Here is a 23,614-nt window from a genome sequence, read left to right on the forward strand (position 1 = left end):
GTTTGTCCATTTTTGCACAGCCATGAACTGGGACGATTACCGCTATTTCCTTGCTGTCGCCGCGACCGGATCGCTGTCGGCCGCCGCGCGCCGGCTGGGCCAGAGCCATTCCACTGTGCTGCGCCGGCTGGACAAGCTGGAAACCGTGCTGGACGCCCGGCTGTTCGAGCGCTTCCAGAACGGCTACGTGCTGACGGCTGCCGGCGACGAACTGCTGGCGCTGCTGGCGCCGCTGGACGACGGCATGAACGACGTCGCCCGGCAGATGAGCGGTCGCAATGCCGCGCTGCAGGGCACGATCCGCGTCACTACCACCGACACCTTGCTGGAAGCGCTGCTGCTGCCGGCGCTGGCCGAGTTTCGGCGCCACCATCCCGGCATCGCGCTGCAGGTCACGGTCGACAACAGTTTTTTGAATTTGACGCGGCGCGAGGCGGACGTCGCCATCCGCCCGTCGAACACGCCGCCGGACCGGCTGGCGGGCCGCAAGCTGGGCACCGTGCGCACGGCGCCCTATGCGTCGAGGGCTTATCTGGAGAGGGTCGAAGGCGGAGGCCCGCACGGTGGCGATTGGGCGAAGCACGACTGGGTCGCGCCGGACGATGCATTGGCCCACCTGGCCCAGGCGCGCTGGCTGCGCGAGCACGTGCCACCGGAACGCACGGCCTTGAGCGTCGATTCGCTGGTCGGCATGACCGCTGCGGTGGCGGCGGGCCTCGGCGCCGGCATGCTGCTTTGCCTGCTGGCGGACACCCGGCCCGATCTCGTGCAACTGGCGCCACCCGTGCCCGCGCTGGACACGGACGTGTGGGTCCTGACCCATCCCGACCTGCGCCGGGTCAACCGCATCCGCACGTTCACGGAGTTCCTGTACACCCGCCTGGCCGGGCAGGGGCCGTTGGCGTGAGCGTGAGCGTTATCGCGGCACGAGCACATGCCGGAACGTCGGCTCGATATTTTGCGCGTGCAGGTGGCGCACGATGTCTTCCAGGGTGGCGTCCTTCAGCAGCAGGCCTTGCGCCGTGTCGGACTGCACGGGCTGCGCGGACTGCGCGGACTGCACGGCGGGCGGCACCTCCGCTGCCGGTTGGGGCACGTCGGGCTGGCGAATGTCAGGCTGCAGGATGCCCATCGCGCGCTGCAGCTGCGCCGGGCTGATGCTGTCGAGCCCCTGCAGCAGCGCCACCTGGCCCATCGCGGGCGGTGGCATGTCCAGCGCCGGTTCGTCCTCGAACGAGGCGCCCATGCCGGGGTGGATGAAGGCGGCCCATTTGCCGGTGGCGCCGTTCAGGCCGGGCGGGAAGGCCACGGGTGCGCGCACGCCGGCGGCCGGCAACGTGACGTCGTCGAAGTAGGCCGTGCGCAGCAAAGCGAGGAAGTGCTGGGCCTTCGGCACCGGCACCGGTTCGGCGAACGAAAGCCACAGCCGGAAGCCCGTGGCGCCGGACACGCTGACGGCCGGCGCCGGCAAACCCAGCTCGCCTTGCAGCGCATTGGCGACGGCGCACAGTTGCGCCCACCGGTCGGCGCCGCTGTGCTCGGGCTGCACGTCGAAGGGAATGACAACGACGCGCACCGCTTCCTGGGTGACGGGATCGATCACGCGGGGCGTCGCATCCGGCAGGGACACTTCCGGGTGCAGGTACAGGCGGGCGAGTTGGGACAGGAGTTCTTGCATCGGGTTCCTCGATTACGATCGTGCGCCGGCGGCGTTGGCGCGATTGTTACACAGGATGCGATCGAGGCAGGGGGAAGCGTCCCCTGGAGAGAAAGAAGCTGCCGTTCAGTTCCAGCCGCCGGCGTTCAGCCGGTAGTCCTGGCGCGCCGGGCGGGCGACTTCGGTTTGCTTGCGCAGCCGGTATGCGGCACGCGCACGGGCGGCGGCCAGCAAGGTACGGACGACGAGGGTAATGGCGTGTTTCATGGTGCGACTCCAGCAATGGTGACGATCGCGCGTGCGATCCGATACCACCGTTATATAGGCGAGCCGCCTTAACTTCCAATTCTCAAATGCAATACCGGTTATGGGCTTCGTGAATGTTATGCGAGCTGCCGATCCAGCCAGGCCCGTATCCCGTCCAGCGACCGGAACTCCGTGACGGCGCGGCAGGCGATGTGGGGGTGGCGGGCTTGCAACATGCGCGACAGCGCGGCGCCCGGCCCCAGTTCCAGCGCGACAGTGGCGCCCGCTTCGATGCAGGCGTCCATGCAATCGTGCCAACGGATCGGCGTGGCGACCTGGCGCGACAGGGTGTCGATGGCGCGCTGCGCATCCCATACCGGCTCGGCCGAAATCCCCGCCAGGACGGGGAAGGCCGGCGCCTGCCAGGGCTGCTCTTGCAGCAGCGCGGCAAACGGCGCCACGGCGCCTGCCAGCAGCGGCGTGTGCGACGCCACCGCCACCGGCAGCACGGTGGCGCGGCCGCCGGCGGCGATGGCCGCTGCCGCCAAGGCGTCGCGCTCGCTGGCGGGGCCGCCGGCAACCAGGGTGTCCTCGCCGGTGACGATCGCGGCGTAAAAGCCGAAGCGCTGCAGCAGGGCGCTGGCGCTGCCATCGGGCAGGGCGGACAGCGCCACCATGGCCTGCGGCGGTCCGTCCGCCACGCACGCATCCATCAGGCGTGCCCGTTCGGCGGCCAGTTTCACGGTGGCCGTGGCATCGAGCGTGCCCGCCACCGCATGGGCCGACAACTCGCCGATGCTGTAGCCGGCCACCAGCGCCGGCTGCGGGATGGTTTCCGCCAACGCCGTCCACATCGCCAGCGTGGCGGCGACGATGGACGGTTGCGCCACCCGGTTGGCAAAACCCGCCGGGCCGTCGACGGCGGCGCGCAGCGGCTCGGCCAGCACGGGGTCGTCGAACCACCGGTCCAGCAGCCGGCTGGCGGCGGGATCGGTGCGCGCCATATCGAACATGGCGGCATGCTGGGCGCCCTGGCCCGGGCACAGCACGACGAGTCGGCCCGTCATGTCAAATCCAGCTCCGCGCATGCCGACTGCACCAGGCACACGGCGCCCAGCAGGTCAGCCGCGCCGCCCGGGGACAGGCGCGCGGCGACGAAGCTGCGGTGGCAGGCCACGGCGCGCGCTTCCCAGTCGGGCGCGGCCGTGCCGCCACGGGCGACAAAGGCGCGGGCCGAACGCCGTACCGCCAGTGCGCCGGCCGGGCCGCCCCGGTGGTAGACATTGGTGTCGCTGACGTGCGCCATCAGCGCGAACAGCGCATCAATGCGGGCGCGGCGCGCACAGCGGCCGGCGGCCAAGGTGCGCCGCAGTGCCGGCAGGCCGACGGCGAACACGGACGGAAAGCCCCGCGCCCCTTCCTCGCGGGCACCGCTGGCGGCATAGCGCAACAGGGCTGCCGTGCCATGCGACGGCGTGGCCGCGTCGCCGCTGTGGGCACCGAGTTCGCGGCCCCAGTAGCGCAGCAGCGCGGCCTGGATGGCGCTTGGCGTCAGCACCACGCCGTCCGCCCGGCAGCGCCCGATGGCGGCGCACAGGAGTCCCAGGCAGAAGATGGCGCCCCGGTGGGTATTGATGCCGTTTGTCGCGCGCAGCATGCGTGCCTCCGCGTCGATGCCCAGGCGTTTCAGTTCGTGGAAGGGCGCATCGGCCATGCCGGCTTGCGTGATGAGCAAAAAGTAGCGGCGCAGCGCGAACAGGCTGCGCACGAACGTGGCCGCCGTCATGTCCTGATGGCTGCCGTTGTCGACCAGCGAAACCAGCCCCGGCTTGGGATACAGGGCCAGTTCCGCGTACAGGCTGCGCACGGCGAGGCGCGCGATGCGCTGGCAGAACTGCCGGGTACCGTCGATGCCGAAGGCGGGCGCCGCATGGGCGATTCGCAGCGCCGTGCTCAGTTCAGCCATCGCGGGTCCTCCAGGGTCGCCAGCAGTTCCTTCGGCACTACCAGGGCCACGCGCTCCAGGCCCTTGGCCAGCACGCGCGTGCCGGGCGCGCTGTCGAAGGCGGCGCGCAGTTCCTTCCACGCCACCGCGCGCCCGTCCGGAAACACCACTTCACCGTCGAGCGGCAGCACCGCCCCGTGCCGGGCCAGCAGGTCCAATCCCGCCGTCAGCTGCGCGCGGTTCAGGGGGCGCAGCAACAGGTCGATATCGGAACTGGCCGTCACGTATGCCTGCCCCGTCAGCGCCGCCAGCGCGACGGACCCATACACGGCCAGGCCCAGTCCCGCGCCGGCCGCTTCCCGTTCCAGTGCCGCCAGCGCTTCGCGCCAGGCCGGCGGCACCGCATCGAGGGCGCCGACCAGGGACAGGGCGCGCGTGCGGCGGCCGATATCGGCCAGTTCGACCCGGCAGCCCACGCGCAGCTTGCCGCCATCATGGGGCCGGGGCGGCAGCGCGAAACCGATCGCCACCTCGCCCGGCGCCATGTCGGTTTCCGCCCGCCGCACCACGGCGGGCCAGCCGGCATCGCGCCACGTATCGAGCGCCGGCAAGGCATGGGCCGGCGCGCCGGCGCGCACCCGCTGCCAGCCCCGACTCGTGAGCCACACCAGGTCATGCCGGGCGAACATGACCGCCCGTCCTGACCGCCTCCGCCACGGGCTGGGCCAGCAGGCGCCCGCCCCGTTCCAGGCCGAGCGCCATGCGCCCGTCTTCCATGCGGCAGTCGGCCAGCGCTTCGACCAGGCGCGCCGCCAGGTCGTCGTTCCAGATGCCGTGCAGGCCGCCCATGCGCAGGTAGTTTTCCGGGCCCGGCGCGAACACGGGATTGTCCCGCGCCAGTTCGGTCAGCCGTTCTTCCGGCACCTTCGTGATGCGCGCCATCGCGGGCAAGCCCATCACGCGGATCGTCGCCTGCGGCAGCGCGTAGCAGGCGCTGGCGATCAGGCCGCTGGTGATAAAGCCGCCGGACAGGGCCTGGTCGTACACCAGGCCGATCACGGCATGGCCCCGGCGCCGCGCCAGGTCGACGCATTTGCCCAGGTGGGCCATATAGCTGTTGATGCCCAACATCTCGTCGCGGTGGCGCAGGCGCTGGCCTTGCGTGTCGACCAGGATCAGGATCGGCCTTCCCGGGTGGTCCTGCACCGTCTTCAGGATCGCCTGGGCCTGGGCCAGCGCGATCTCGATGCCGATGGGGACGTGCTCGGTGGTGCCGATGACGGCCACCGTCTTGCCGTCCACCTGCGCGCTGCCGGATAAAAAATTGTCCCGTTCGGCGATATCGTGCCCGCCGGGGAACAGCTGGGTAGCCAGGGTCTGCCAGTTCATCGTTGTCCTCCCGCGCGGTACGGTGCCGCCAGTTGCATGAAGGCGTCCGCTTCCAGCATCGGCACGGCGCCCGGGTCGGGTACGCCCAGCTGGCGCCACACGTCGACGGGATCGTGAAGCCCGGCGGTGTCCTCCAGGCGGCGGGCCAGCATGGCCTGTTCGTCCAGCAGGCCTTCCAGGGTGAGGCTGGCGCTGCCGGCGCGGATGTCCGCGATGGCCTGCACGGCGGCGGCGCGGAAGGCGGCCGTATCGTCCGGCACCAGCACCTGGCAGTCGCCCAGCAGGTAGCGGTGCTTGCCGCCCGTGGTGCGCCACACGAGGGCGCGGTCGCGCGAGTCGAATTCCTCGACGCCGCTTGCCGTCTCGATCACTTCCGGGCCGGACATGGCCAGCCGGCCTTCCTCCGACATGATGACCGTGTTGGCGCAGCGCGCCGAGATGCCCATGCCGCCGAAGCAGCCGTTGGCGCCACCCACCAGTGCGACCACCGGGATGTCGGCGGCGCGTGCGTCGAGCATGGCGCGCATCACTTCCGACACGGCAATCAGGCCGGCATTGGCTTCATGCAGCCGCACGCCGCCCGATTCGAGCAGCAGCAGCACGGCATGGGCCTGCTCGTCGACGGCACGGCGCAGCATGCCGACCAGCTTGGCGCCATGGACTTCGCCGACGGCGCCGCCCATGAAGCCGCCTTCCTGGGCCGCACCGAAGACGACGTGCCCGTCCAGCAGGCCGCGCCCGACCACGACGCCGTCATCGAACGACACGGGCGCGTCGAGCTGGGCCAGGTGCGGGCTGACCACGCGCGCCGACGGCGGCAGGAATTCCTCGAAGCTGCCGGCATCGAAGATGGCCGGGATACGCTGGCGCGCCGTCAGTTCCAGGTAGCTGCTCATGGCGTTCCTCCCGTCAGTGTTTCGGCAGCCTGGTCCAGCCGCAGGCTGACCACGGCCGGTGTCGCGCCCATGTCGTTGATGCAGATGCGCGCGTCGGCCAGGCCCCAGCGCTCGTGGAAGTCCGTCATTACGGCCTGCCACGTGGCGCCGAAGCCGACGGCCGCCGTGCGCACTTCGATTTCGCAGGCGCCGCCCAGGCTGGCCGGCTCGATCAGTACTTCGAGATTGCCCGAACCGACCACGCCCACCAGCTGGGCCATGCCGGCCAGCGGGCGGCTGCCCTGTTCGAACCTGAATTGAAGGGTTTCCATGATTGTCCTTACCAGTTCCTGAAGCGTTTCGGCGGATCGTACAGTCCGCCGGAGGCACGCACCAGGCCTTTCATGTTCTTGGCGGCCAGCAGGTCGCGGGTCGCCAGGCGTTTGTCGATGCCGAGATCCTCCGGGCGCCGGATGATGCCCCGGTCGCGCAGGTTTTCCACCATGCGCTTGTCGCGGCCCAGGCCCACCGGCGTGTAGCCGGCCACGCCCCGGATGGCCTGCTCGCGCTCTTCCTCGCCACGGCACAGCAGCAGGTTGGCGATGCCTTCCTCGGTCAGGATGTGCGTCACGTCGTCGCCATAGATCATCACCGGCGGGATCGCCATGCCGGCCTGCTCGGCCAGCTGCCACGCGTCGAGCCGCTCGACGAACGCGGGGGCCATGTGCTCGCGGAAGGTCTCGACCATCTGCACCACCAGCTTCTGCCCGCGCGGGATCACGTTGCGCCCGGCCCGGGCCTGTTCGCCCGCCTTCAGCCATGCGGCACTGGGGTGGCGCCGGCCGCGCGCGTCGGCCCCCATGTTCGGCGCGCCGCCGAAGCCGGCGATGCGGCCCAGGGTGGCGGTGGACGAATTGCCCTGCAAATCGATCTGCAGGGTCGAGCCGATGAACATGTCGCAGGCGTAGTGGCCGGCCGCCTGGGAGAAGGCGCGGTTGCTGCGCATGGAGCCGTCCGGGCCCGTGAAGAACACGTCGGGCCGGGCGCGGATGTAGTTCTCCATGCCCAGCTCGGAGCCGAAGGAGTGCACGGATTCGACGAAGCCCGCTTCGATGGCGGGAATCAGGGCCGGGTGCGGGTTCAGGGCCCAGTGGCGGGCGATCTTGCCCTTCAGGCCCAGGCTGGCCGCATAGGTGGGCAGCAGCAGCTCGATGGCGGCCGTGTCGAAGCCGATGCCGTGGTTCAGGCGCTCGACTTCATACTCGGCATAGATGCCCTTGATGGCCATCATCGCCATCAGCACCTGGATTTCCGAGATCAGGGCCGGGTCGCGCGTGAACAGCGGTTCGATGTAGTAGGGCGTGGGCGACTGCACCACGTATTCAACCCAGCCGGCGGGAATGTCGACGCGCGGCAGCTTGTCGACGATGCGGTTGACCTGGGCGATGACGATGCCGCTCTTGAAGGCCGTCGCTTCGACGATGGCGGGCGTGTCCTCCGTATTCGGTCCTGTGTACAGGTTGCCTTCGCGGTCCGCCATCTCGGCCGCCACCAGCGCCACGCGGGGCGTCAGGTCGACGAAGTAGCGCGCGAACAGCTCCAGGTAGGTGTGGATGGCGCCGATATTGAGCTTGCCGGACTGCGCCAGCTTGGCCAGCCGGCCCGCCTGCGGGCCCGAGAAGGAAAAGTCCAGGCGCGCACCGATGCCCTTCTCGAACACGTCCAGGTGTTCCGGCAGCGACAGCACCGACAGCAGCATGTGCAGGTTGTTGATGCGTGCCGGGTCGAGCCGCGTCAGCGCCTTGCCGAGGAAGTCGGCCTGCTTCTGGTTGTTCCCTTCCAGGCAGACGCGGTCGCCCGGTTCGAGCACCTGGTGCAGCAGTTCGACGATATGGGTTGCTGCGACGATCTTGCCGTCCAGCGCATCGCCCAGGGCGGCGCGGGCGCGCGCCAGGCGCTCGTCGCGGTTGCGTTGCTGGGTGGTCCAGCGGCCTTCAGGGGAATTCATGAATCATCCTTGTTTTGTTTTGGTCACAGCACGACGAACAGCAGCCACACCACGACGGGCGCCACCAGCGTAACGATACCGCCATAGGTCATCAACTGGCGCAGGAAGACGTCGCGGTCGATATGCTGGGCGCTGGCCAGCACCAGCGCGCCATTGGTGGAGAACGGGCTGACGTCGACGATGGTCGATGCCACCGCCATGGCGGCGATGAAGCCGATCGGGTCGACACCGGTGCCGGCATGCAGGAAGGGCACGGCCAGCGGAATCAGGGAGCCCAGCACGGCAGTCGACGAGGCGAAGGCCGACACGATGGCGCCGACGAACAGCAGCAGCAGCGCCACCACCATGGGGGAGGTCAGGCTGGCGACGCTGTCGCCGACCCAGGTGATGGTGCCCATCTTCTGCATCACGCCGACATACGTGCTCACGCCCACGATCAGCATGATCTCGGGCCACGACACCTGGCCGATGGCGCGCTTTTGCACCTGCGGCGACAGCAGCGAGATCACGAGGCCGATGGAAATGGCGACGAAGCCGATATCGAGCTTGTACATCAGGGTCAGCACGGCCAGCGCGATCAGGCCGACGACGGTGACGATCTGATGGAAGGTGGCGCCTTCGTTCAAGGCCGCATTGGTAACGCCGCCTGCGCCACCGGCCGTGCCGACGGCGCCAACGGCCGCGCTGGAGCGCTGCTGCGTCAGGCGTTCCTCGCTGGCCGCTTCGCTTTCGGCGTCGCCATAGATCTGCGGCCCCTGTGCGGCCACTGCCACGTTGGCGGCAAACGGCGCGCCGGACATGCCACCGATCGCGGACGCTTTCGGTACCGTCTGGCGCATCAGCTTCATGCCGCCGAAGACGAAGAACAGCAGCAGCGACACGGCGAAATTGACGCCCAGGCTGGTGAAGGCCGTCGTCAGCGGCGAGATCGGCAAGTCCGCCTCCAGCACCACCTTGTTGGTGATGCCGCCGTAGATGCTGATCGGCGAGAAGCCGCCGCCCTGGGCGCCGTGGATTACCATCAGGCCCATCATCAGCGGATTGATGTGGTACTTGGCGGCGAAGCCCAGCGCGATGGGCGCGATGATGGCCACGGCCGCCGGGCTGACGGCGCCCACCGACGTGAGCAGGGCGGTCACGGCGAACATCACCCACGGGATGGCGGCAATGCGCCCACCCACGGCCCTGACGGCCAGCCGCACCAGCCAGTCGATGGTGCCGTTGTTCTGCGCCTGGGCGAACAGGAAGGTGATGCCGACCAGGGTCAGGAACAGCTCGGCGGGAAAGCCGGCCATGATGCCCTTGGCCTGCATGCCGGCGACCAGGGTGCCGACCAGGAAGGCGCCGACGAAGGCGATGACGCCCATATTGATGGGCAGCACGGTGGCGACGACGAACATCAGCGCCAGGACGCAGATTGCAATCAGGTGAACGGACACGGCAGTGCTCCTTGAATGTGCGGTGCCGGCTTCGGCCAGCCCGCGGGTAATACGTCTCCATGCATTGCCCGGCACCAGGCGCCACGGCGCGGGCATGCTCTTTTGTTATCGTGTGGCGTAAGGTAGCGTGGAATCGCGCCGGGATCAATTAGCCGCGGACGGCGACGTTTACGGTGAGCGGAACGATTGGGCGGAATGGCGCCCGAAATGCAGCCCGGAATATCGCTTGATGTCAGGCGGAGCCGTGCTTGAGCATCCGGCACACCGCCGCCAGGGCCAGCAGGTTCGGGTCGCGCTCGCGCACGCGCAGGAAGGACAGGCCGATGGTCTGGCGCATGCGGTAGTCGGCTTTCAGGGGAATCAACTGCACCTTGTCGCCGAAGGCATGGCGCACGCGGCCCGGGAGCAAGGTATAGCCGATGCCGGCCGCCACCAGGTTCATCAGCGAGAAGATGTCGCCCACGCGGGTAACGATGGCCGGCGCGAAGCCGGCGATGCGGAAGGCCTCCTGGAAGCCCGTGAAGGTGACGAAGCCGTCGCGCAGGCAGACGAACTTTTCGCCGGCGCACTGGGCCAGGTCGACTTCCGGCGTGGCCGCGTAGGGTGAATTGGCGGGCGCGGCGAAGAACACCTCGTCCTCGAACAGCGCGATCGACTCGATGTCCGGATCGGGGTCCGGCACGGCGATGAGCGCCGCGTCGATGGCGTTCTGCTTGAGCTTGTGCAGCAGCTCCGCGTTCGAGCCCAGCACCAGTTCCGTCTCCAGTTCCTGCTTGCGCAGCTTGATGCCGATGATGACGTTCGGGATGGTGCCCGTGGTCAGCGAATACAGCGAGCCGATTTTCAGATGGTCGGCCGAATAGCCGGCCGCCGAGCGGGTGGCGGCAATACCGTCCGCCATCAGCCCGATGACGTCGCGGCTGACGTCGGCCAGCACCCGGGCCGCTTCGTTCGGGATCAGGTTGCGCCCCTGCAGGCTGAACAGCTGACAGCTCATCGCCTCCTCCAGCGAATGCAGGGCCCGGTGCACGCTGACGGCGCTGATATCGAGCCGGCGCGCGGCCGCATTCAGGTTGCCGCCCTCCATATAGGCCAGCAGGACCTCGAGCTTGCGGAAGGTGATGTCGTCGCTGATGCGGCTGTGCATGGTGGCCTTCGGTGGAAGAGGGTGGTGCGAGGATACGCCGGGGCAGGTCATGCGGCAAGCCATCCGTTGGCATGACGGCGGGGGTGGACATATGCCAAAAACATATACATCTTGCCGAAAGAGTCATATTTCAAGCGTAGCAAAGCTCACTACACTGGCCGGGTTTTTATCATCCTGGCCGCCATGAAAATCACCAAGCTGACCTTGTACCGCGTTCCACCACGCTGGATGTTCCTGAAGATCGAGACCGACGAAGGCATCACCGGGTGGGGCGAGCCGGTCATCGAGGGCCGTGCCCGTACCGTGGAGGCGGCCGTCAACGAGCTGTCCGAATACCTGGTCGGCCAGGACCCGCTGCGCATCAACGACCTGTGGCAGGTGATGTACCGGGGCGGCTTCTACCGGGGCGGCGCCATCCTGATGAGCGCCATCGCCGGTATCGACCAGGCCCTGTGGGACATCAAGGGCAAGGCGCTGGGCGTGCCCGTCTACCAGCTGCTGGGCGGCCTGGTACGCGACCGAATGAAGATGTACAGCTGGGTGGGCGGCGACCGCCCGGCCGATGTCATCGACGGCATCAACACCTTGCGCGAGATCGGCATCAACACCTTCAAGATGAACGGTACCGAGGAACTGGGCATCATCGACACGGCCGCCGCCGTCGATGCGGCCGTGTCCCGCGTGGCGCAGATCCGCGACACCTTCGGCAACGCCATCGAGTTCGGCATCGACTTCCACGGCCGCGTGGCCGCGCCGATGGCGAAAGTGCTGCTGCGCGAGCTGGAGCCGTATCGCCCCCTGTTCGTCGAGGAACCGGTGCTGGCCGAGCAGGCCGAATACTATCCGCGCCTTGCCGACAGCACGGCCATTCCGCTGGCCGCCGGCGAACGCATGTACTCGCGCTTCGAATTCAAGCACGTGTTCCAGCGCGGCGGCATCGCCATCGTGCAGCCGGACCTGTCGCACGCGGGCGGCATCACCGAATGCGTCAAGATCGCCGCGATGGCCGAGGCCTATGACGTGGCGCTGGCGCCCCATTGCCCGCTCGGCCCCGTCGCACTGGCGGCCTGCCTGCAGGTGGACTTCGTGTCGCACAACGCCGTGCTGCAGGAGCAGAGCATGGGCATTCATTACAACCGTGGCGCCGAACTGCTGGACTACGTCGTCAACAAGGAAGATTTCCAGATTATCGATGGCTATTTCGCGCCGTTGCCGAAACCGGGCCTGGGCGTCGTCGTCGACGAGGAACGCATTGTCGCCGCCAGCATGAACGTGACGGACTGGCGCAACCCGCTGTGGCGCCACCCGGACGGCAGCGTGGCCGAATGGTGACGGCGCAACCGGCCCTGATCGGCATCGACTGGGGCAGCACCAGCCTGCGCGCCTTTTTGATCGCCGCCGACGGCAAGGTCCTCCAGGAACACGCGGCCGCCAAGGGCGCATCGACCCTGCACGGCCATCCCGCCTTCGTCGCGGCGCTGGATGAAGTGACCGGCGCCTGGCGTGCCGAATACCCATCCTTGCCCCTGCTGGCCTGCGGCATGGTCGGCAGCCAGCACGGCTGGCTGGACGTGCCCTACGCTTCCTGCCCGGCCGGCAGCACGGACCTCGCCGCTGGTTTGCGCACGCCGGACGACACCCTGCTGGCCATCGTGCCGGGCGTGCTGTGCGACGACGGCGTGCTGCCGCCGGACCTGATGCGGGGCGAAGAGACGCAGATCGTCGGCGCGCTGGCGCATCACCCGGCGCTTGCCGACAGCTGTGTCGTGCTGCCCGGCACCCACTCGAAATGGACGCACGTGGCGCAGGGGCGCATCGTGCGTTTTGCCACGCATATGACGGGCGAACTGTACGCCGTGCTGCGCCAGCATTCCGTGCTGGGCCGCCTGATGGCGCCGGAAGTGGCCCCCAGCGACGACGCCTTCCTGCGCGGCGTCGCGGCCGCCCGCGATGCCGGCGAACTGGGGCTGCCGCACCAGCTGTTCGCCGCCCGCAGCCTGGGCGTGACGGAACGGCTGCCGCACGCCGTGCTGGCCGAATACCTGAGCGGCCTGCTGATCGGCCACGAACTGCGTGCCGGCCTGGCCTGGCGCACGGCCCACGGCCTGGCCCACCAGCCGCTGGCGATGGTCGGCGCGCCCGCCCTGTGCGAACGCTATCAACTGGCGCTGCGCCACTTCGGCCAGCCGGCCGGCCTGGTGCTGGACAACACGGCGCCCGCAGGCCTGCTGGCACTGGCCCGCGCCGCCCACCTGATCTGAAAGAGCCATGACTTCCGAACTGAGCACCGCATTCCACTCCGCTTTTGCCAGCCTGCCGCTGGTGGCCATCCTGCGCGGCCTGCGCCCGCAGGAAGCCGTCGATATCGGCAAGGCCCTGTACGACGCCGGCTTCCGGCTCATCGAGGTGCCGATGAACTCCCCCGAACCGCTCGAATCGGTCGCGCTGCTGGCCCAAAGCCTGCCGCGCGATTGCCTTGTCGGCGCCGGCACCGTGCTGTCGGCCGATGTGGTGGCCCAGGTGCAGGGCGCCGGCGGCCAGCTGATCGTCATGCCCCATGCGGATACGGAAGTAATCCGCGCCGCCAAGGCGGCCGGCATGATCTGCGTGCCAGGCATCGCCACGCCGACCGAAGCCTTCGCCGCCGTCAAGGCTGGCGCGGACGCCTTGAAGCTGTTCCCGGCCGAACTGGTCACCCCCACCATCGTGCGGGCCATGCGCGCCGTGCTGCCGGCGGCCTTGCCGCTGCTGCCGGTGGGCGGCATCACGCCGGACACGATGGGCGAGTTCCGCGCGGCCGGCGTGGCCGGCTTCGGCCTGGGCTCGGCGCTGTTCAAGCCGGGCATGGATGCCGCCACCGTCGGCGCCAACGCCCGCCGCTTCGCCGCCGCCTGGAACGACGCATAAGCAATCCCATAAGAACACGGCGCCACAGCGCTACCACATCGGAGACTTCATGACCCAGCAATTCCCCCGCACCGCGCTCGCCCTGGCGTGCGCCCTGGCCTTCGCCGGCACCGCCGCCACCGCGCAAACCCTGTTGAGCATCGACGCCACCGCCCCCGTGGCCAAGCCCGTCACGGGCCACCTGCAACTGGGTACGGCTGTCGCGCCGTCCGGCCAGGCGCTGGGCGCAAACAACCAGTACCTGACCCTGGACGGCCAGCCGTGGATGCCCGTGATGGGCGAATTCCACTACAGCCGCAGCCCGGCCGAAACGTGGGAAGCGGAGCTGCAGAAGATGAAGACGGCCGGCATCACCGTCGTCGCCAGCTATGTCATGTGGAACCACCACGAGGAACACGAAGGCAAGTTCCTGTGGCAGGACAACCGCGACCTGCGCCGCTTCGTCGAGCTGTGCGCCAAGGTGGGCCTGAAGGCGGTGGTGCGCGTGGGCCCGTGGGTGCACGCGGAAGTGCGTTACGGCGGCATTCCGGACTGGGTCGTCACCAGCATGCGCACGCGCGGCGACGATCCCGAATACCTGCGCTACGTGGGCCGCTTCTACGACGAGATCGGCCGCCAGCTGCGCGGCACCTTGTGGAAGGACGGCGGTCCCGTCATCGGCATCCAGCTGGAGAACGAATACAACCTGACGGGGCCGGGGCAGGGTGCCCAGCACATCGCCACCTTGAAGAAGCTGGCGCTGAAGGCCGGCATGGACGTGCCGTTCTACACGGTGACGGGCTGGGATGGCGCCGTCTATCCTTCCGGCCAGGTCACGCCCGTCTTCGGCGGCTATCCGGACGAGCCTTGGGGCACCAGCACCACCGAGCTGCCACCGAAGGAAACCTATGCCTTCCGCTTCGACAGCCGCGTCAGCGGCGACCTGGGTGCGCAGACGGCCGCGCAGGCGCCCGGCACGGCCGAAACGGATATCGCGCTGACGCCCTTCCTGGGTGCGGAATACGGTGCCGGCCTGCCGTTCATGTACCGCCGCCGCCCCGTCGTCTCGCCCGACGATATCGCCTCGATGCTGCCCGTGCAGCTGGGTTCCGGCGTGAACCTGATGGGTTACTACATGTTCCACGGCGGGCGCAATCCGATCGGCGACAGCACGCTGGAAGAAAGCACGCTGTCGGGCGGCTATAACGACACCACGGCCGTCAACTACGACTTCCAGGCCCCATTGGGCCCGGATGGCCAGCAGCGCGCCGTGCTGACCAAGCTGCGCCCGTTCCACTACTTCATGGCCGATTTCGGCGCGCGCCTGGCCCCGATGACGGTGCGCCGCCCGGCTGTGACGCCGGCCAACGCGACGGACCTGAAGACGGCCCGCGTATCCCTGCGCAGCAACGGCGACAGCGCCTTCCTGTTCGTGAACAACCACGTGCGCCAGTACCCGATGCCGGCCCAGAAGGACGTGCGCTTCGCCGTCAAGCTGCCCGGCGGTACCGTCGAATTCCCCCGCAAGGGCATCGACGTCGCCAACGGCGCCTATTTCGTCTGGCCCGTCAATTTCGACATGGACGGCACGCGCCTGCGCTATGCGACGGCGCAACCCGTCACGCGCCTGGACCAGGGCGCGGCCGGCATCACCTATGTCTTCGCCGCGAGCGCCGGCGTGCCGGTGGAACTGGCGTTCGAGGCGCCGGCCGGCACCGTCATCGATGCCCCCGGTGCGCAGCGCAGCAGCAGCGGCGGCACCGTCGTGCTGGACCGGATCAAGCCGGGCAGCGGCACGGCCGTTACCGTCAAGCGCGATGGCGGCCGTCCCGTCAACGTGCTGGTGCTCACACCCGAACAGGCGCAGCAACTGGCCGTGGGCGATTTCGCCGGCCAGCGCCGCCTCGTGCTCAGTGCCCAGCAGGCCTGGTTCGACAACGGCGGCCTGCAACTGCGCTCGCCCGGCAACCACCGCTTCCGCTTCGGCGTCTATCCGGCCCTGGCGAAAACGCCGGCCGACGTGCGCGCCGCCGGCAAGGATGGCGTGTTCCAGTCGTACGAAGCGCAGCTGCCGGAACGTAAGCTGACCGCCACCGTGGCGGCCGTGCGTGAAGCGCAGCCGGCACCGGCCGTGATGCGCGGCGGCCTGGCCAAGGCGGCCATCCAGCCCATCCCGGAAAGCTGGCGCGCCGCCGGCACGTGGCGCATCGAGCTGCCGAAGAACGCGCTGGAAGGCCTGGACGACGCCCTGCTGCAACTGGACTTCACGGGCGACATCGGCCGCCTGCTGTCCGGCACGCGCATGGTGGACGACTGGTACTACAGCGGCTACCCATGGCAGATCGGCCTGAAGCACCTGAACGCGCAAGGCCCGCTGACCCTGGCCGTGCTGCCGCTGCGCGCCGATGCGCCCGTGTATATCCCGCGCGAAGGGCGCCCGGATTTCGGCGGCCAGCCGCAACTGGCCCGTGTCAACAAGGTCAGCATCATTCCCGTCTACCGCCTCGCGATCAAGCCCTGAGTCAAGCGCTCATGGCTGAGACGGTAACGGACAAGAATTCAAACTGGAGACTGTAATAATGAGCATCAATCAAAGTATCTTTGGCCGCCGCCGCGCGATCGCCGCTGCCGCTGCCGCCCTGTGTGCCTTCCCGGCATGGGGACAATCCGCCACCGCCGACGCGGGGGCCGAGCCGCAGCAGGTCGTCGTCACGGGCATGCGCGCCAGCCTGTCGAAGGCGCAGGACCTGAAGCGCAACGCCGACCAGGTGGTCGACTCCATCGTCGCCGACGATATCGGCAAGCTGCCCGATTCGAACGTGGCCGAAGCGCTGCAGCGCATCACAGGCGTGCAGATCTCACGCAGCCGCGGCGAAGGCGACCGCGTGCAGATCCGCGGCCTGTCGCAGACGCAGACCTTGCTGAACGGCCGCTCGATCTTCACGGCCGGCAAGGAGCGCGGCCTGTCGTTCCAGGACGTGCCGGCCGAGCTGATGGCCGGTGCCGACGTCTATAAAACCCCGACGGCCGACCAGGTCGAAGGCGGCATCGGCGGCGTGATCGACCTGCGCATGCGCCGGCCGTTCGACTTCGCCGGCAAGAAGGTGGCCGCCACCGTCAAGGCCACGGATGCCGACTATGCGGACAAGCGCAATGGCGAAGGCTCGCTGTTGCTGAGCAACCGCTGGAAAGTGGGCGGCGGCGACGTCGGCGCCCTGCTGAGCGTGGCGCACCAGAAGCGCAACTACCGTTCGGATACGCAGGAAATCGGCGCACCGGCCCAGCTGGCCGACGGCTCGGGCACCTACGCGCCCATCGGCGCCTGGTACTCGTACGAGCTGGGTGAACGCAAGCGCACGGGCGTCAGCGCCACCTTGCAATGGCGCCCGTCGCGCCAGCTGGAGTTCTACCTGGACAGTAACTTCACCAAGCTGGAAACGGCCACGGACACCTATGGCTTCTACGGCACGCCGTACTGGCCGAACTACAACGCGGCCACCAATGCCGGCGCGATGTGGCCGAAAGGCGCCGTCACGACGGACGCCAGTGGCCGCTTCCAGAAGGGCAGCTTCTACGGCGCCGACCTGACCACGTCCGGCTATATCGGCGACAACGACACGAAGACGCGCCAGCTGGCCATCGGCGGCAGCTGGAAGGCCGACGGCTGGGTCGTCAAGTCGGAACTGGGCCACACCAAGAGCGATTTCGAGCGCCAGTACCAGGAAGTGCGCCTGGGCGCCGCCTCCACGTCGTTCGCCTACGACCTGACCACCAAGGTGCCGTCGGCCTACCCGGAACTGGCTGGCGCGGACGACCTGGTGACGCCATCGAAGTACTGGGCCAGCAAGGCGCTGTACTTCCGCCAGAAGAACGACGGCAAGGAAACCGTGTGGCGCCTGGACGGCGAACGTAGCCTGGACAGCAACCTGGTGCCCCGCGTGCGCGCCGGCGTGCGCCTGTCCAACCGCGACGCCAGCAGCAGCGAGATCAATACCATCAACGATATCTGGAATGCCGCTGGCACGGGCCCCGTGGGCGGCGCGCTGCCCGGCCTGGCCAGCCAGATCGGCGTGATCCCCTATAACGACCTGCTGAAACGCGAAGGCGGCGGTACCTGGCCGACCCAGTGGCTGTCGATCGCCAACCTGGACTGGCTGCGCGACCCTGCCACCAGCCGCGCCGCGCTGGGCCTGACGGTACCGGGCTTCGATGCCGCCCAGACCTTCGACTTCAGCGAGAAGACCCGCGCCATCTACGGCATGGCCGATTTCGAGAGCGAGCTGCTGGGCAAGGCCGTCTCCGGTAACGTCGGCGTGCGCTACGTGAAGACCCGCACCGCGCGCAGCTATGCCGTGCTGGAGGACGGCACGTATGCACCCCGTTCGAATGGCACCAGCGACGACGACTTCCTGCCCAGCGTGAACGCGCGCATGGAGCTGACGGAAAAACTGGTGGCGCGCGTGGCCGCGTCGAAAGTGGTGACGCGCCCGAACTTCGACCAGCTGACCCCGAGCCTGTCGCTGAACGCCAACGACCGCACCGCCTACATGGGCAACCCGGACCTGCAGCCGCTGTCGGCACGCCAGTTCGATACGACGCTCGAGTACTACATCAGCAAGAGCGACTACCTGTTCGGCGCCGCCTTCTACAAGAAGGTCGACGGCTTCATCCAGACCACGCCGAGCACCCTGCAGTACGCCGGCACCACGTATGACGTGTCCACGCCCACCAACGGCAAGGACGGCACCATCAAGGGCGTCGAGATCGGCTACCAGGGCTTCTTCACCAACCTGCCGGGCGCGCTGCGCGGCCTGGGCCTGCAGGCCAACTTCACCTACGTCGACAGCAAGGCGCCCGGCCCGATCGAAGGCCAGCAGACGGCGCTGGAAGGCCTGTCGCGCACCAGCTACAACGTGGTGGCGATGTACGACTACGAAGACTTCGCCGTGCGCCTGGCCTACAACTACCGTGGCAAGTACCTGTCCGGCACGAAGAACTACTACGTCAACAACGGCAATACGCTGGCGCAGACGCCCTTGTACACGGACGGCTACGGCATGGTGGACGGCTACATGAGCTACGCCGTCAGCAAGGCGGTCAAGCTGTCGTTCGAGGTCAACAACCTGACCCGCACATCGCGCCGCAGCAGCTTCGGTGCCACCGGTACGCCGTTCGGCCGCTACGTGGACGACCGCCGCTTCGCGCTCAGCATGCACGTCGACCTGTAATGGCCGGGGCGCTGCACGAGGGCGTGGCGCTGCAGGTGGCGTTGGCGCACCGGGCAGCGCTGGGCGACGGCCTGCTGTGGCAGCCGGGTGCCGCGCGCTGGTGGTGGACCGACGTACCGGCCGCCACCCTGTATGCGTGGGCAGAGGGCGCGCCTGCGCCGTCTGCCTGCCGCCTGCCGGACCGCGCCGGCAGCCTGGCGTTCTGCCGTTCCGGCCGGATGCTGGTGGGCTTGGCCAAGTGGCTGTGCTATGCGGAGCCACCGTCGGCGGCGCTGCCGGTACGCCTGCCGCTGCAGCCTGTGGTGGCGGTCGACCCGGCCGAGCCGCGCACCCGCGTGGCCGACGGCCGCACCGACCGGCACGGCAACTTTGTCTTCGGCACGCGCAACGAGGCGGCCGAAGCCCGCGCCATCGGCAGCTTCTACCAGTACTCGCAGGCACATGGCCTGCGGCGCCTCGCCTTGCCCGCCGCCGCCATGGCCGGCAGCATCTGCTTCAGCCTTGACGGCCACACCATGTATTTCAGCGACGCCCAGTCGCGCCGCATCCTGCAGTGCGACTACGATGCGGCTGGTGCCCAGGTGGCGGCCGTGCGGCCGTTCACGGAACTGGCCCATGCCACGGCGCGTCCGCACGGCGCCGTCATCGACAGCGATGGCTGCCTGTGGAATGCCGAGTGGGGCGGCGGCCGGCTGACGCGCTATGCGCCGGACGGCACCGTCATGCGCAGCCACCCGCTGCCGGTGGCCCATCCCACCCGCCCGGCATTCGGCGGCGCGGGGCTGGACCAGCTGCTCGTGACCAGCGCCGCGGCGCGCCGCGAGGACGGCGCGGGCAGCCTGTTCGTGCTGGCCGACCCGGGCGCACGCGGCATCGCCGACACGCCCTTCGACGACGATTAACGTTTCAGCGGCGCCCCCGGCGCCGAACCAGGAGCAGCCATGACTTTTACTTCCTTTGCCCGCGGCCTTGCCGTCGCCCTGTGTGCCGTGTCGCTGCAAGCCTTCGCCGCACAGCCATTCCTGGCCGGCGGCGACGTTTCCGTACTGCCCCTGATGGAGCAACATGGCGCCCGCTACTTCGACCGCCAGGGCAGGCAGGGGGATGCGCTCACGATCCTGCGCGACGCCGGCCACAACGTGGTGCGCCTGCGCCTGTACGAAGGCCCCGGGCCCGGCACCGGCAACGAGGGGTATCACTGGCCGGCGGGCTCGATGGACCTGCCCGATTTGCTGAACATGGCGCGGCGCAGCGCGGCCCTGGGCATGCAGATCCAGCTGACGTTTCACTATTCCGATTTCTGGACCAACGGGAAGACCCAGAACGTGCCGGTACAATGGCGCGCCCAGCTGGACAAATTGCCAACTGAGGCGGCGCGCTTCGAGCGCCTGCGCCAGCTCGTGTTCGAGCGTACCCGCGACGTGATGCGCGCCTTGCAGGCGCAAGGCACGGTGCCCCAGTACGTCTCGGTCGGTAACGAGATCGAAGGCGGCATGCTGTATCCCTACGGCGCCATGACGGAGCAGAACTGGCCGCGCCTGGGCGCGCTGCTGCAGGCCGGCTACGACGGCGTCAAGGCCGTGTCGCCCGCCTCGCGCGTGATCCTGCACCTGGACGATGCGGGCAATCTGGACAAGTACCACCACTACTTCGACCGCCTCCGTGCGCTGAACGTGCAGTACGACGTGATCGGTGCCTCGTACTACCCGTTCTGGACCAAAAAAACCGTGCAGCAGGTGGTGGCGTTCAGCCGCGCCGTGACGGCGCGCTACGACAAGGACCTGTTCATCATGGAGGCCGGCTTCAACTGGACGCCGAACCTGCCGAACGGCTATCCCGGCCAGTTGAGCGATAACGGCCCGTATCCGGCGTCGATGAGTTCCCCGGCCGGCCAGCGCGCCTTCATGGAAGACCTGCTGGCGGCGATGGCGAAGACGGAACGCGTACTGGGCTTGCTGTACTGGGACCCGGTGATGATCGCCACGCCCGGCATCGGCTGGGCCGTGCGCGACAAGGACGGGGTGCCGGGGCCGAACGTGGTGGCCAACACGACCTTGTTCGACTTCGAGGGCCGCGCCTTGCCGGTGCTCGACGGCTGGCGCACCCACACGATGCCGGCGCCGGCGCAGGAAAAAAAGTAACAACGTATTCGAGTAAAAAGGAAGTACGAAACATGGTCGACAGACTGAAAGACAAGGTAGCCATCGTCACCGGTTCCACCCAGGGCATCGGCAAGGCCATCGCCAGGTTGTTCCTGGCCGAAGGCGCGAAGGTAGTGATCAACAGCCACCGCGACGACGAACACGCCGCCGCCGCGCGGGAAGAACTGGGTGGCCCCGACATGCTGTTCGTGGCGGCCGATATCGCCGATCGCGAGGCCGTGGCGGCCATGGCGAAAACGGTGCTGATGCACTTCGGCCGCATCGACATCATCGTCAACAACGCCGGCATGAACGTGTTCACCGACCCGCTGCAGACCACGCACGAAGAATGGCAGCGCTGCTTCGCCGTCGACCTGGAAGGGGCGTGGAACGTGATCCGCTCGGCGCTGCCGGCCTTGCTGGAGCAGGGCGGGGGCAGCATCGTCAATATCGCCTCGGTCCATGGCCACAAGATCATTCCGGGCTGCTTTCCTTATCCGGTCGCCAAGCACGCCTTGCTGGGCCTGACGAAATCGCTGGGCATCGAATACGCCGCGCGCGGCATCCGCGTCAATTCCATTTCGCCCGGCCTGATCATGACGGACAATATCCGCGCCTGGCTCGATGGCTGCCCCGACCCGCACGCCGAGGAAGCGCGCCAGGCGGCGCTGCTGCCGCCCCGGCGCATCGGCACGCCGGAGGAAGTTGCCTATACTGCACTGTTCCTCGCCAGCGACGAAGCGCGCTTCATCAACGCCACGGACATCCTGATTGACGGAGGCAGGTCCCAGCTCTATCATGAGTAAGCCTTTGCCCTGATAGATCGCATGCCTGATATCCACTCCGACCGGTTCGTTCGCTCTCACCTGAAGATGCGCCAGCTGGTCCTGCTGGTGGAACTTGGCCGGCATGGCTCGATCCTCCATGCCGCGCAGGCAGCCAACCTGACCCAACCCGCCGCTTCGAAACTGCTGGCCGAACTCGAATACGCGCTGAACGTGCAGCTGTTCGAACGCCTGCCGCGCGGCGTGCAGCCCACCTGGTATGGCGAAGTGATGATCCGCCGCGCCGGCGCCGCGCTGGCCGAAATGGACGCGGCCCACCAGGAAGTGATGGAGCTGCTGGCGGGCCTGGCCGGCACCGTCGCCGTGGGCGCCGTGCTGACGCCGTCGGCCAGCCTGCTGCCCGATGCGATCAAGCTGCTCAAGTCGCGCCACGAGCGGGTCAAGGTCTCCGTTACCGTCGATACCAGCAAGATCCTCACCGAGCGCCTGCGCGCGGGTGAGCTCGATCTGGTGATCGGCCGCGTGCTCGATTCCGATGCCGCCGCCGAACTGCACTTCGAACCCGTCACCGACGAACCCCACAGCCTGATCGCCGGTGCCGGTCACCCGCTGGCCGGCCGTGCCACGTTGACCCTGGAGGAACTGGCCGGCGAGCCGTGGATCATGCCGCCGGCCGGCAGCATCCTGCGCGACCGGCTGACGGCCCTGTTCCTGTCGCATGGGCTGGAGCCGCCCTGCGAGACGGTCGAATCGCTGGCGCTGCCCGTCATCGCCAACCTGCTGATCGGCAGCCGCATGATCGTCGCGCTGCCCGAGGAGCTGGTACGGCCCTACCTGGACATGGGCCTGTTGACCGTGCTGCCGCACGACCTGGGCCTGCGGATGGACCTGTATGGTATCGTCACGCGCAGGCAGCATCGCCTGGCCCCCGGCGCGGAAGCGATGCTGGCGGCGCTGCGGGAAGTGGCGGCGCTGCGCTATCCCCGATAGACCGAACAGGAGCCCGTTTGAAGGCCAGCAAGCGATTCCGTACCCCCGCCAACCCCGAACTGCATGACGCCGATGCCGGTGCCACGCCCCTGTGCGCGCCCGGCGAGGACGGACCGAAACGCGACAAGGGCGAAGCGAAACGCCTGCACAAGGCCATCGCCGCGCTGCAGGAAAAGCTGTACGCGGAGCGCGACCGCAAGGTGCTGCTGGTGCTGCAGGGCGTCGACTGCGCCGGCAAGGATGGCACCGTGCACCAGCTGTTCCGCAAGATCAATCCGATGGGCCTGCGCCCGGTGCGCTTCGACGTGCCGACGACGATCGACACGGCACGCGACTACTTGTGGCGCGTGCATTTCCAGGTGCCGCGCCGTGGCGAGATCGCCGTCTTCAACCGCAGCCATTACGAGGATGTGCTGCACCCGCTCGTGTACGGCACCATCGACGAGGCGGCACTGGCGCAGCGCTATGGCCAGATCCGCGATTTCGAACGCATGCTGGCCGAAACCGGCACCGTGCTGGTGAAGGTGTTCCTGCACATCTCGAAGGACGAGCAGCGCGACCGGCTGCAGGCGCGCATCGACGACCCCACCAGGCACTGGAAGTTCGACCCGGAAGACCTGAAGCACCGCGAGCGCTGGAACGATTACCGGCGTGCCTATGAACGGGCCATCGCCGAGACGGATGCGCCGCACGCGCCCTGGTACATCGTGCCGGCCGACTCCAAACCGCACCGCGACCTGGCCGTCGCCAGTCTGCTGCTCGAAGCCCTGGAACGCATGGATTTGCAGTGGCCGGCGGGTGACCCGAAGCTGGCGAAACTGCGCGTTCGCTAACAGCGGGGTCCGGCCCGCTGTGGCATAGTTGTTTTTCAACTCTCA

At 68.4% G+C, this 23,614-nt stretch carries 22 protein-coding genes; 11 read left to right on the forward strand and 11 right to left on the reverse strand.

Going from position 1 to position 23,614, the window contains the following annotated elements:
• The first annotated feature begins 22 nt into the window (after window positions 1-22).
• Window positions 23-907, forward strand: coding sequence for a LysR family transcriptional regulator (locus GM672_RS01185; protein WP_155468703.1), 885 nt, complete (start codon window positions 23-25; stop codon window positions 905-907).
• Window positions 908-916: 9 nt separating this feature from the next.
• Here GM672_RS01185 and GM672_RS01190 read toward each other — a convergent pair whose 3' ends face one another.
• The 11 genes from GM672_RS01190 to GM672_RS01240 all read right to left on the reverse strand — a co-directional run bounded on the left by GM672_RS01190 (window position 917) and on the right by GM672_RS01240 (window position 10,706).
• Window positions 917-1,678, reverse strand: coding sequence for a hypothetical protein (locus GM672_RS01190; RefSeq protein WP_155468704.1), 762 nt, complete (start codon window positions 1,676-1,678; stop codon window positions 917-919).
• 105 nt (window positions 1,679-1,783) lie between these two features.
• Entirely contained in the window at window positions 1,784-1,924 is a 141-nt protein-coding gene (locus tag GM672_RS01195; RefSeq protein ID WP_155468705.1) for a hypothetical protein, read from the reverse strand.
• Window positions 1,925-2,040: 116 nt separating this feature from the next.
• Entirely contained in the window at window positions 2,041-2,970 is a 930-nt protein-coding gene (locus GM672_RS01200; protein WP_155468706.1) for an ACP S-malonyltransferase, read from the reverse strand.
• On the reverse strand, window positions 2,967-3,869 hold the full coding sequence (gene mdcB / locus GM672_RS01205; RefSeq protein ID WP_155468707.1) for a triphosphoribosyl-dephospho-CoA synthase MdcB: 903 nt from the start codon (window positions 3,867-3,869) through the stop codon (window positions 2,967-2,969). The genes GM672_RS01200 and mdcB overlap by 4 nt, the downstream gene beginning before the upstream one ends.
• Window positions 3,857-4,537 carry a malonate decarboxylase holo-[acyl-carrier-protein] synthase gene (gene mdcG / locus GM672_RS01210; protein ID WP_155468708.1) on the reverse strand — a complete coding sequence of 227 codons (681 nt, stop codon included), beginning with the start codon at window positions 4,535-4,537 and terminating at the stop codon, window positions 3,857-3,859. Before mdcG ends, mdcB begins: the two co-directional genes overlap by 13 nt.
• On the reverse strand, window positions 4,521-5,237 hold the full coding sequence (gene mdcE / locus GM672_RS01215) for a biotin-independent malonate decarboxylase subunit gamma (RefSeq protein ID WP_155468709.1): 717 nt from the start codon (window positions 5,235-5,237) through the stop codon (window positions 4,521-4,523). Before mdcE ends, mdcG begins: the two co-directional genes overlap by 17 nt.
• Complete coding sequence (locus tag GM672_RS01220) at window positions 5,234-6,133, reverse strand: biotin-independent malonate decarboxylase subunit beta (protein ID WP_155468710.1); 900 nt, start codon at window positions 6,131-6,133, stop codon at window positions 5,234-5,236. Before GM672_RS01220 ends, mdcE begins: the two co-directional genes overlap by 4 nt.
• Complete coding sequence (gene mdcC, locus GM672_RS01225) at window positions 6,130-6,444, reverse strand: malonate decarboxylase acyl carrier protein (RefSeq protein ID WP_155468711.1); 315 nt, start codon at window positions 6,442-6,444, stop codon at window positions 6,130-6,132. Before mdcC ends, GM672_RS01220 begins: the two co-directional genes overlap by 4 nt.
• Before the next feature lie 8 nt (window positions 6,445-6,452).
• A complete protein-coding gene (mdcA, locus tag GM672_RS01230) occupies window positions 6,453-8,120 on the reverse strand; it encodes a malonate decarboxylase subunit alpha (RefSeq protein ID WP_155468712.1) in 1,668 nt (555 codons plus the stop codon).
• A gap of 23 nt (window positions 8,121-8,143) precedes the next feature.
• On the reverse strand, window positions 8,144-9,559 hold the full coding sequence (locus GM672_RS01235) for an SLC13 family permease (RefSeq protein ID WP_170299885.1): 1,416 nt from the start codon (window positions 9,557-9,559) through the stop codon (window positions 8,144-8,146).
• Window positions 9,560-9,791: 232 nt separating this feature from the next.
• Window positions 9,792-10,706, reverse strand: a complete 915-nt coding sequence (locus tag GM672_RS01240) for a LysR family transcriptional regulator (RefSeq protein ID WP_155468714.1) — start codon at window positions 10,704-10,706, stop codon at window positions 9,792-9,794.
• Window positions 10,707-10,889: 183 nt separating this feature from the next.
• Here GM672_RS01240 and dgoD point away from each other — a divergent pair, with 183 nt between their 5' ends.
• From dgoD to GM672_RS01290, 10 genes are read left to right on the forward strand one after another with little or no spacing between them, the layout of a single operon-like run.
• Window positions 10,890-12,038, forward strand: a complete 1,149-nt coding sequence (gene dgoD / locus GM672_RS01245; RefSeq protein WP_155468715.1) for a galactonate dehydratase — start codon at window positions 10,890-10,892, stop codon at window positions 12,036-12,038.
• Complete coding sequence (locus GM672_RS01250; RefSeq protein WP_155468716.1) at window positions 12,032-12,967, forward strand: 2-dehydro-3-deoxygalactonokinase; 936 nt, start codon at window positions 12,032-12,034, stop codon at window positions 12,965-12,967. Before dgoD ends, GM672_RS01250 begins: the two co-directional genes overlap by 7 nt.
• Before the next feature lie 7 nt (window positions 12,968-12,974).
• Window positions 12,975-13,613, forward strand: a complete 639-nt coding sequence (locus GM672_RS01255; RefSeq protein ID WP_155468717.1) for a 2-dehydro-3-deoxy-6-phosphogalactonate aldolase — start codon at window positions 12,975-12,977, stop codon at window positions 13,611-13,613.
• A gap of 49 nt (window positions 13,614-13,662) precedes the next feature.
• Window positions 13,663-16,113, forward strand: a complete 2,451-nt coding sequence (locus tag GM672_RS01260) for a beta-galactosidase (protein WP_155468718.1) — start codon at window positions 13,663-13,665, stop codon at window positions 16,111-16,113.
• A gap of 58 nt (window positions 16,114-16,171) precedes the next feature.
• On the forward strand, window positions 16,172-18,820 hold the full coding sequence (locus GM672_RS01265; RefSeq protein ID WP_155468719.1) for a TonB-dependent receptor: 2,649 nt from the start codon (window positions 16,172-16,174) through the stop codon (window positions 18,818-18,820).
• Window positions 18,820-19,722 carry an SMP-30/gluconolactonase/LRE family protein gene (locus GM672_RS01270; protein WP_155468720.1) on the forward strand — a complete coding sequence of 301 codons (903 nt, stop codon included), beginning with the start codon at window positions 18,820-18,822 and terminating at the stop codon, window positions 19,720-19,722. The genes GM672_RS01265 and GM672_RS01270 overlap by 1 nt, the downstream gene beginning before the upstream one ends.
• A 39-nt stretch (window positions 19,723-19,761) precedes the next feature.
• Window positions 19,762-20,961: a glycoside hydrolase family 53 protein gene (locus tag GM672_RS01275; protein ID WP_155468721.1), complete on the forward strand. Its 1,200-nt coding sequence runs from the start codon at window positions 19,762-19,764 to the stop codon at window positions 20,959-20,961.
• Between the two features lie 32 nt (window positions 20,962-20,993).
• On the forward strand, window positions 20,994-21,767 hold the full coding sequence (locus GM672_RS01280; RefSeq protein WP_155468722.1) for an SDR family oxidoreductase: 774 nt from the start codon (window positions 20,994-20,996) through the stop codon (window positions 21,765-21,767).
• 21 nt (window positions 21,768-21,788) lie between these two features.
• Window positions 21,789-22,736 carry a LysR substrate-binding domain-containing protein gene (locus GM672_RS01285; protein ID WP_155468723.1) on the forward strand — a complete coding sequence of 316 codons (948 nt, stop codon included), beginning with the start codon at window positions 21,789-21,791 and terminating at the stop codon, window positions 22,734-22,736.
• 17 nt (window positions 22,737-22,753) lie between these two features.
• Window positions 22,754-23,569 carry a PPK2 family polyphosphate kinase gene (locus tag GM672_RS01290; protein ID WP_155468724.1) on the forward strand — a complete coding sequence of 272 codons (816 nt, stop codon included), beginning with the start codon at window positions 22,754-22,756 and terminating at the stop codon, window positions 23,567-23,569.
• Window positions 23,570-23,614 lie beyond the last annotated feature (45 nt).

The sequence above is a fragment of the Pseudoduganella buxea genome (genome assembly GCF_009720835.1).
GTDB lineage: Bacteria > Pseudomonadota > Gammaproteobacteria > Burkholderiales > Burkholderiaceae_D > Rugamonas > Rugamonas buxea.

What these genes read in the sequence shown, in the direction of transcription:
- GM672_RS01185 (WP_155468703.1), top strand. Translation starts at nt 23, where the DNA reads ATGAACTGGGACGATTACCGCTATTTCCTTGCTGTCGCCGCGACCGGA.
- GM672_RS01190 (WP_155468704.1), bottom strand. Translation starts at nt 1,678, where the DNA reads ATGCAAGAACTCCTGTCCCAACTCGCCCGCCTGTACCTGCACCCGGAA.
- GM672_RS01195 (WP_155468705.1), bottom strand. Translation starts at nt 1,924, where the DNA reads ATGAAACACGCCATTACCCTCGTCGTCCGTACCTTGCTGGCCGCCGCC.
- GM672_RS01200 (WP_155468706.1), bottom strand. Translation starts at nt 2,970, where the DNA reads ATGACGGGCCGACTCGTCGTGCTGTGCCCGGGCCAGGGCGCCCAGCAT.
- mdcB (WP_155468707.1), bottom strand. Translation starts at nt 3,869, where the DNA reads ATGGCTGAACTGAGCACGGCGCTGCGAATCGCCCATGCGGCGCCCGCC.
- mdcG (WP_155468708.1), bottom strand. Translation starts at nt 4,537, where the DNA reads ATGTTCGCCCGGCATGACCTGGTGTGGCTCACGAGTCGGGGCTGGCAG.
- mdcE (WP_155468709.1), bottom strand. Translation starts at nt 5,237, where the DNA reads ATGAACTGGCAGACCCTGGCTACCCAGCTGTTCCCCGGCGGGCACGAT.
- GM672_RS01220 (WP_155468710.1), bottom strand. Translation starts at nt 6,133, where the DNA reads ATGAGCAGCTACCTGGAACTGACGGCGCGCCAGCGTATCCCGGCCATC.
- mdcC (WP_155468711.1), bottom strand. Translation starts at nt 6,444, where the DNA reads ATGGAAACCCTTCAATTCAGGTTCGAACAGGGCAGCCGCCCGCTGGCC.
- mdcA (WP_155468712.1), bottom strand. Translation starts at nt 8,120, where the DNA reads ATGAATTCCCCTGAAGGCCGCTGGACCACCCAGCAACGCAACCGCGAC.
- GM672_RS01240 (WP_155468714.1), bottom strand. Translation starts at nt 10,706, where the DNA reads ATGCACAGCCGCATCAGCGACGACATCACCTTCCGCAAGCTCGAGGTC.
- dgoD (WP_155468715.1), top strand. Translation starts at nt 10,890, where the DNA reads ATGAAAATCACCAAGCTGACCTTGTACCGCGTTCCACCACGCTGGATG.
- GM672_RS01250 (WP_155468716.1), top strand. Translation starts at nt 12,032, where the DNA reads ATGGTGACGGCGCAACCGGCCCTGATCGGCATCGACTGGGGCAGCACC.
- GM672_RS01255 (WP_155468717.1), top strand. Translation starts at nt 12,975, where the DNA reads ATGACTTCCGAACTGAGCACCGCATTCCACTCCGCTTTTGCCAGCCTG.
- GM672_RS01260 (WP_155468718.1), top strand. Translation starts at nt 13,663, where the DNA reads ATGACCCAGCAATTCCCCCGCACCGCGCTCGCCCTGGCGTGCGCCCTG.
- GM672_RS01265 (WP_155468719.1), top strand. Translation starts at nt 16,172, where the DNA reads ATGAGCATCAATCAAAGTATCTTTGGCCGCCGCCGCGCGATCGCCGCT.
- GM672_RS01270 (WP_155468720.1), top strand. Translation starts at nt 18,820, where the DNA reads ATGGCCGGGGCGCTGCACGAGGGCGTGGCGCTGCAGGTGGCGTTGGCG.
- GM672_RS01275 (WP_155468721.1), top strand. Translation starts at nt 19,762, where the DNA reads ATGACTTTTACTTCCTTTGCCCGCGGCCTTGCCGTCGCCCTGTGTGCC.
- GM672_RS01280 (WP_155468722.1), top strand. Translation starts at nt 20,994, where the DNA reads ATGGTCGACAGACTGAAAGACAAGGTAGCCATCGTCACCGGTTCCACC.
- GM672_RS01285 (WP_155468723.1), top strand. Translation starts at nt 21,789, where the DNA reads ATGCCTGATATCCACTCCGACCGGTTCGTTCGCTCTCACCTGAAGATG.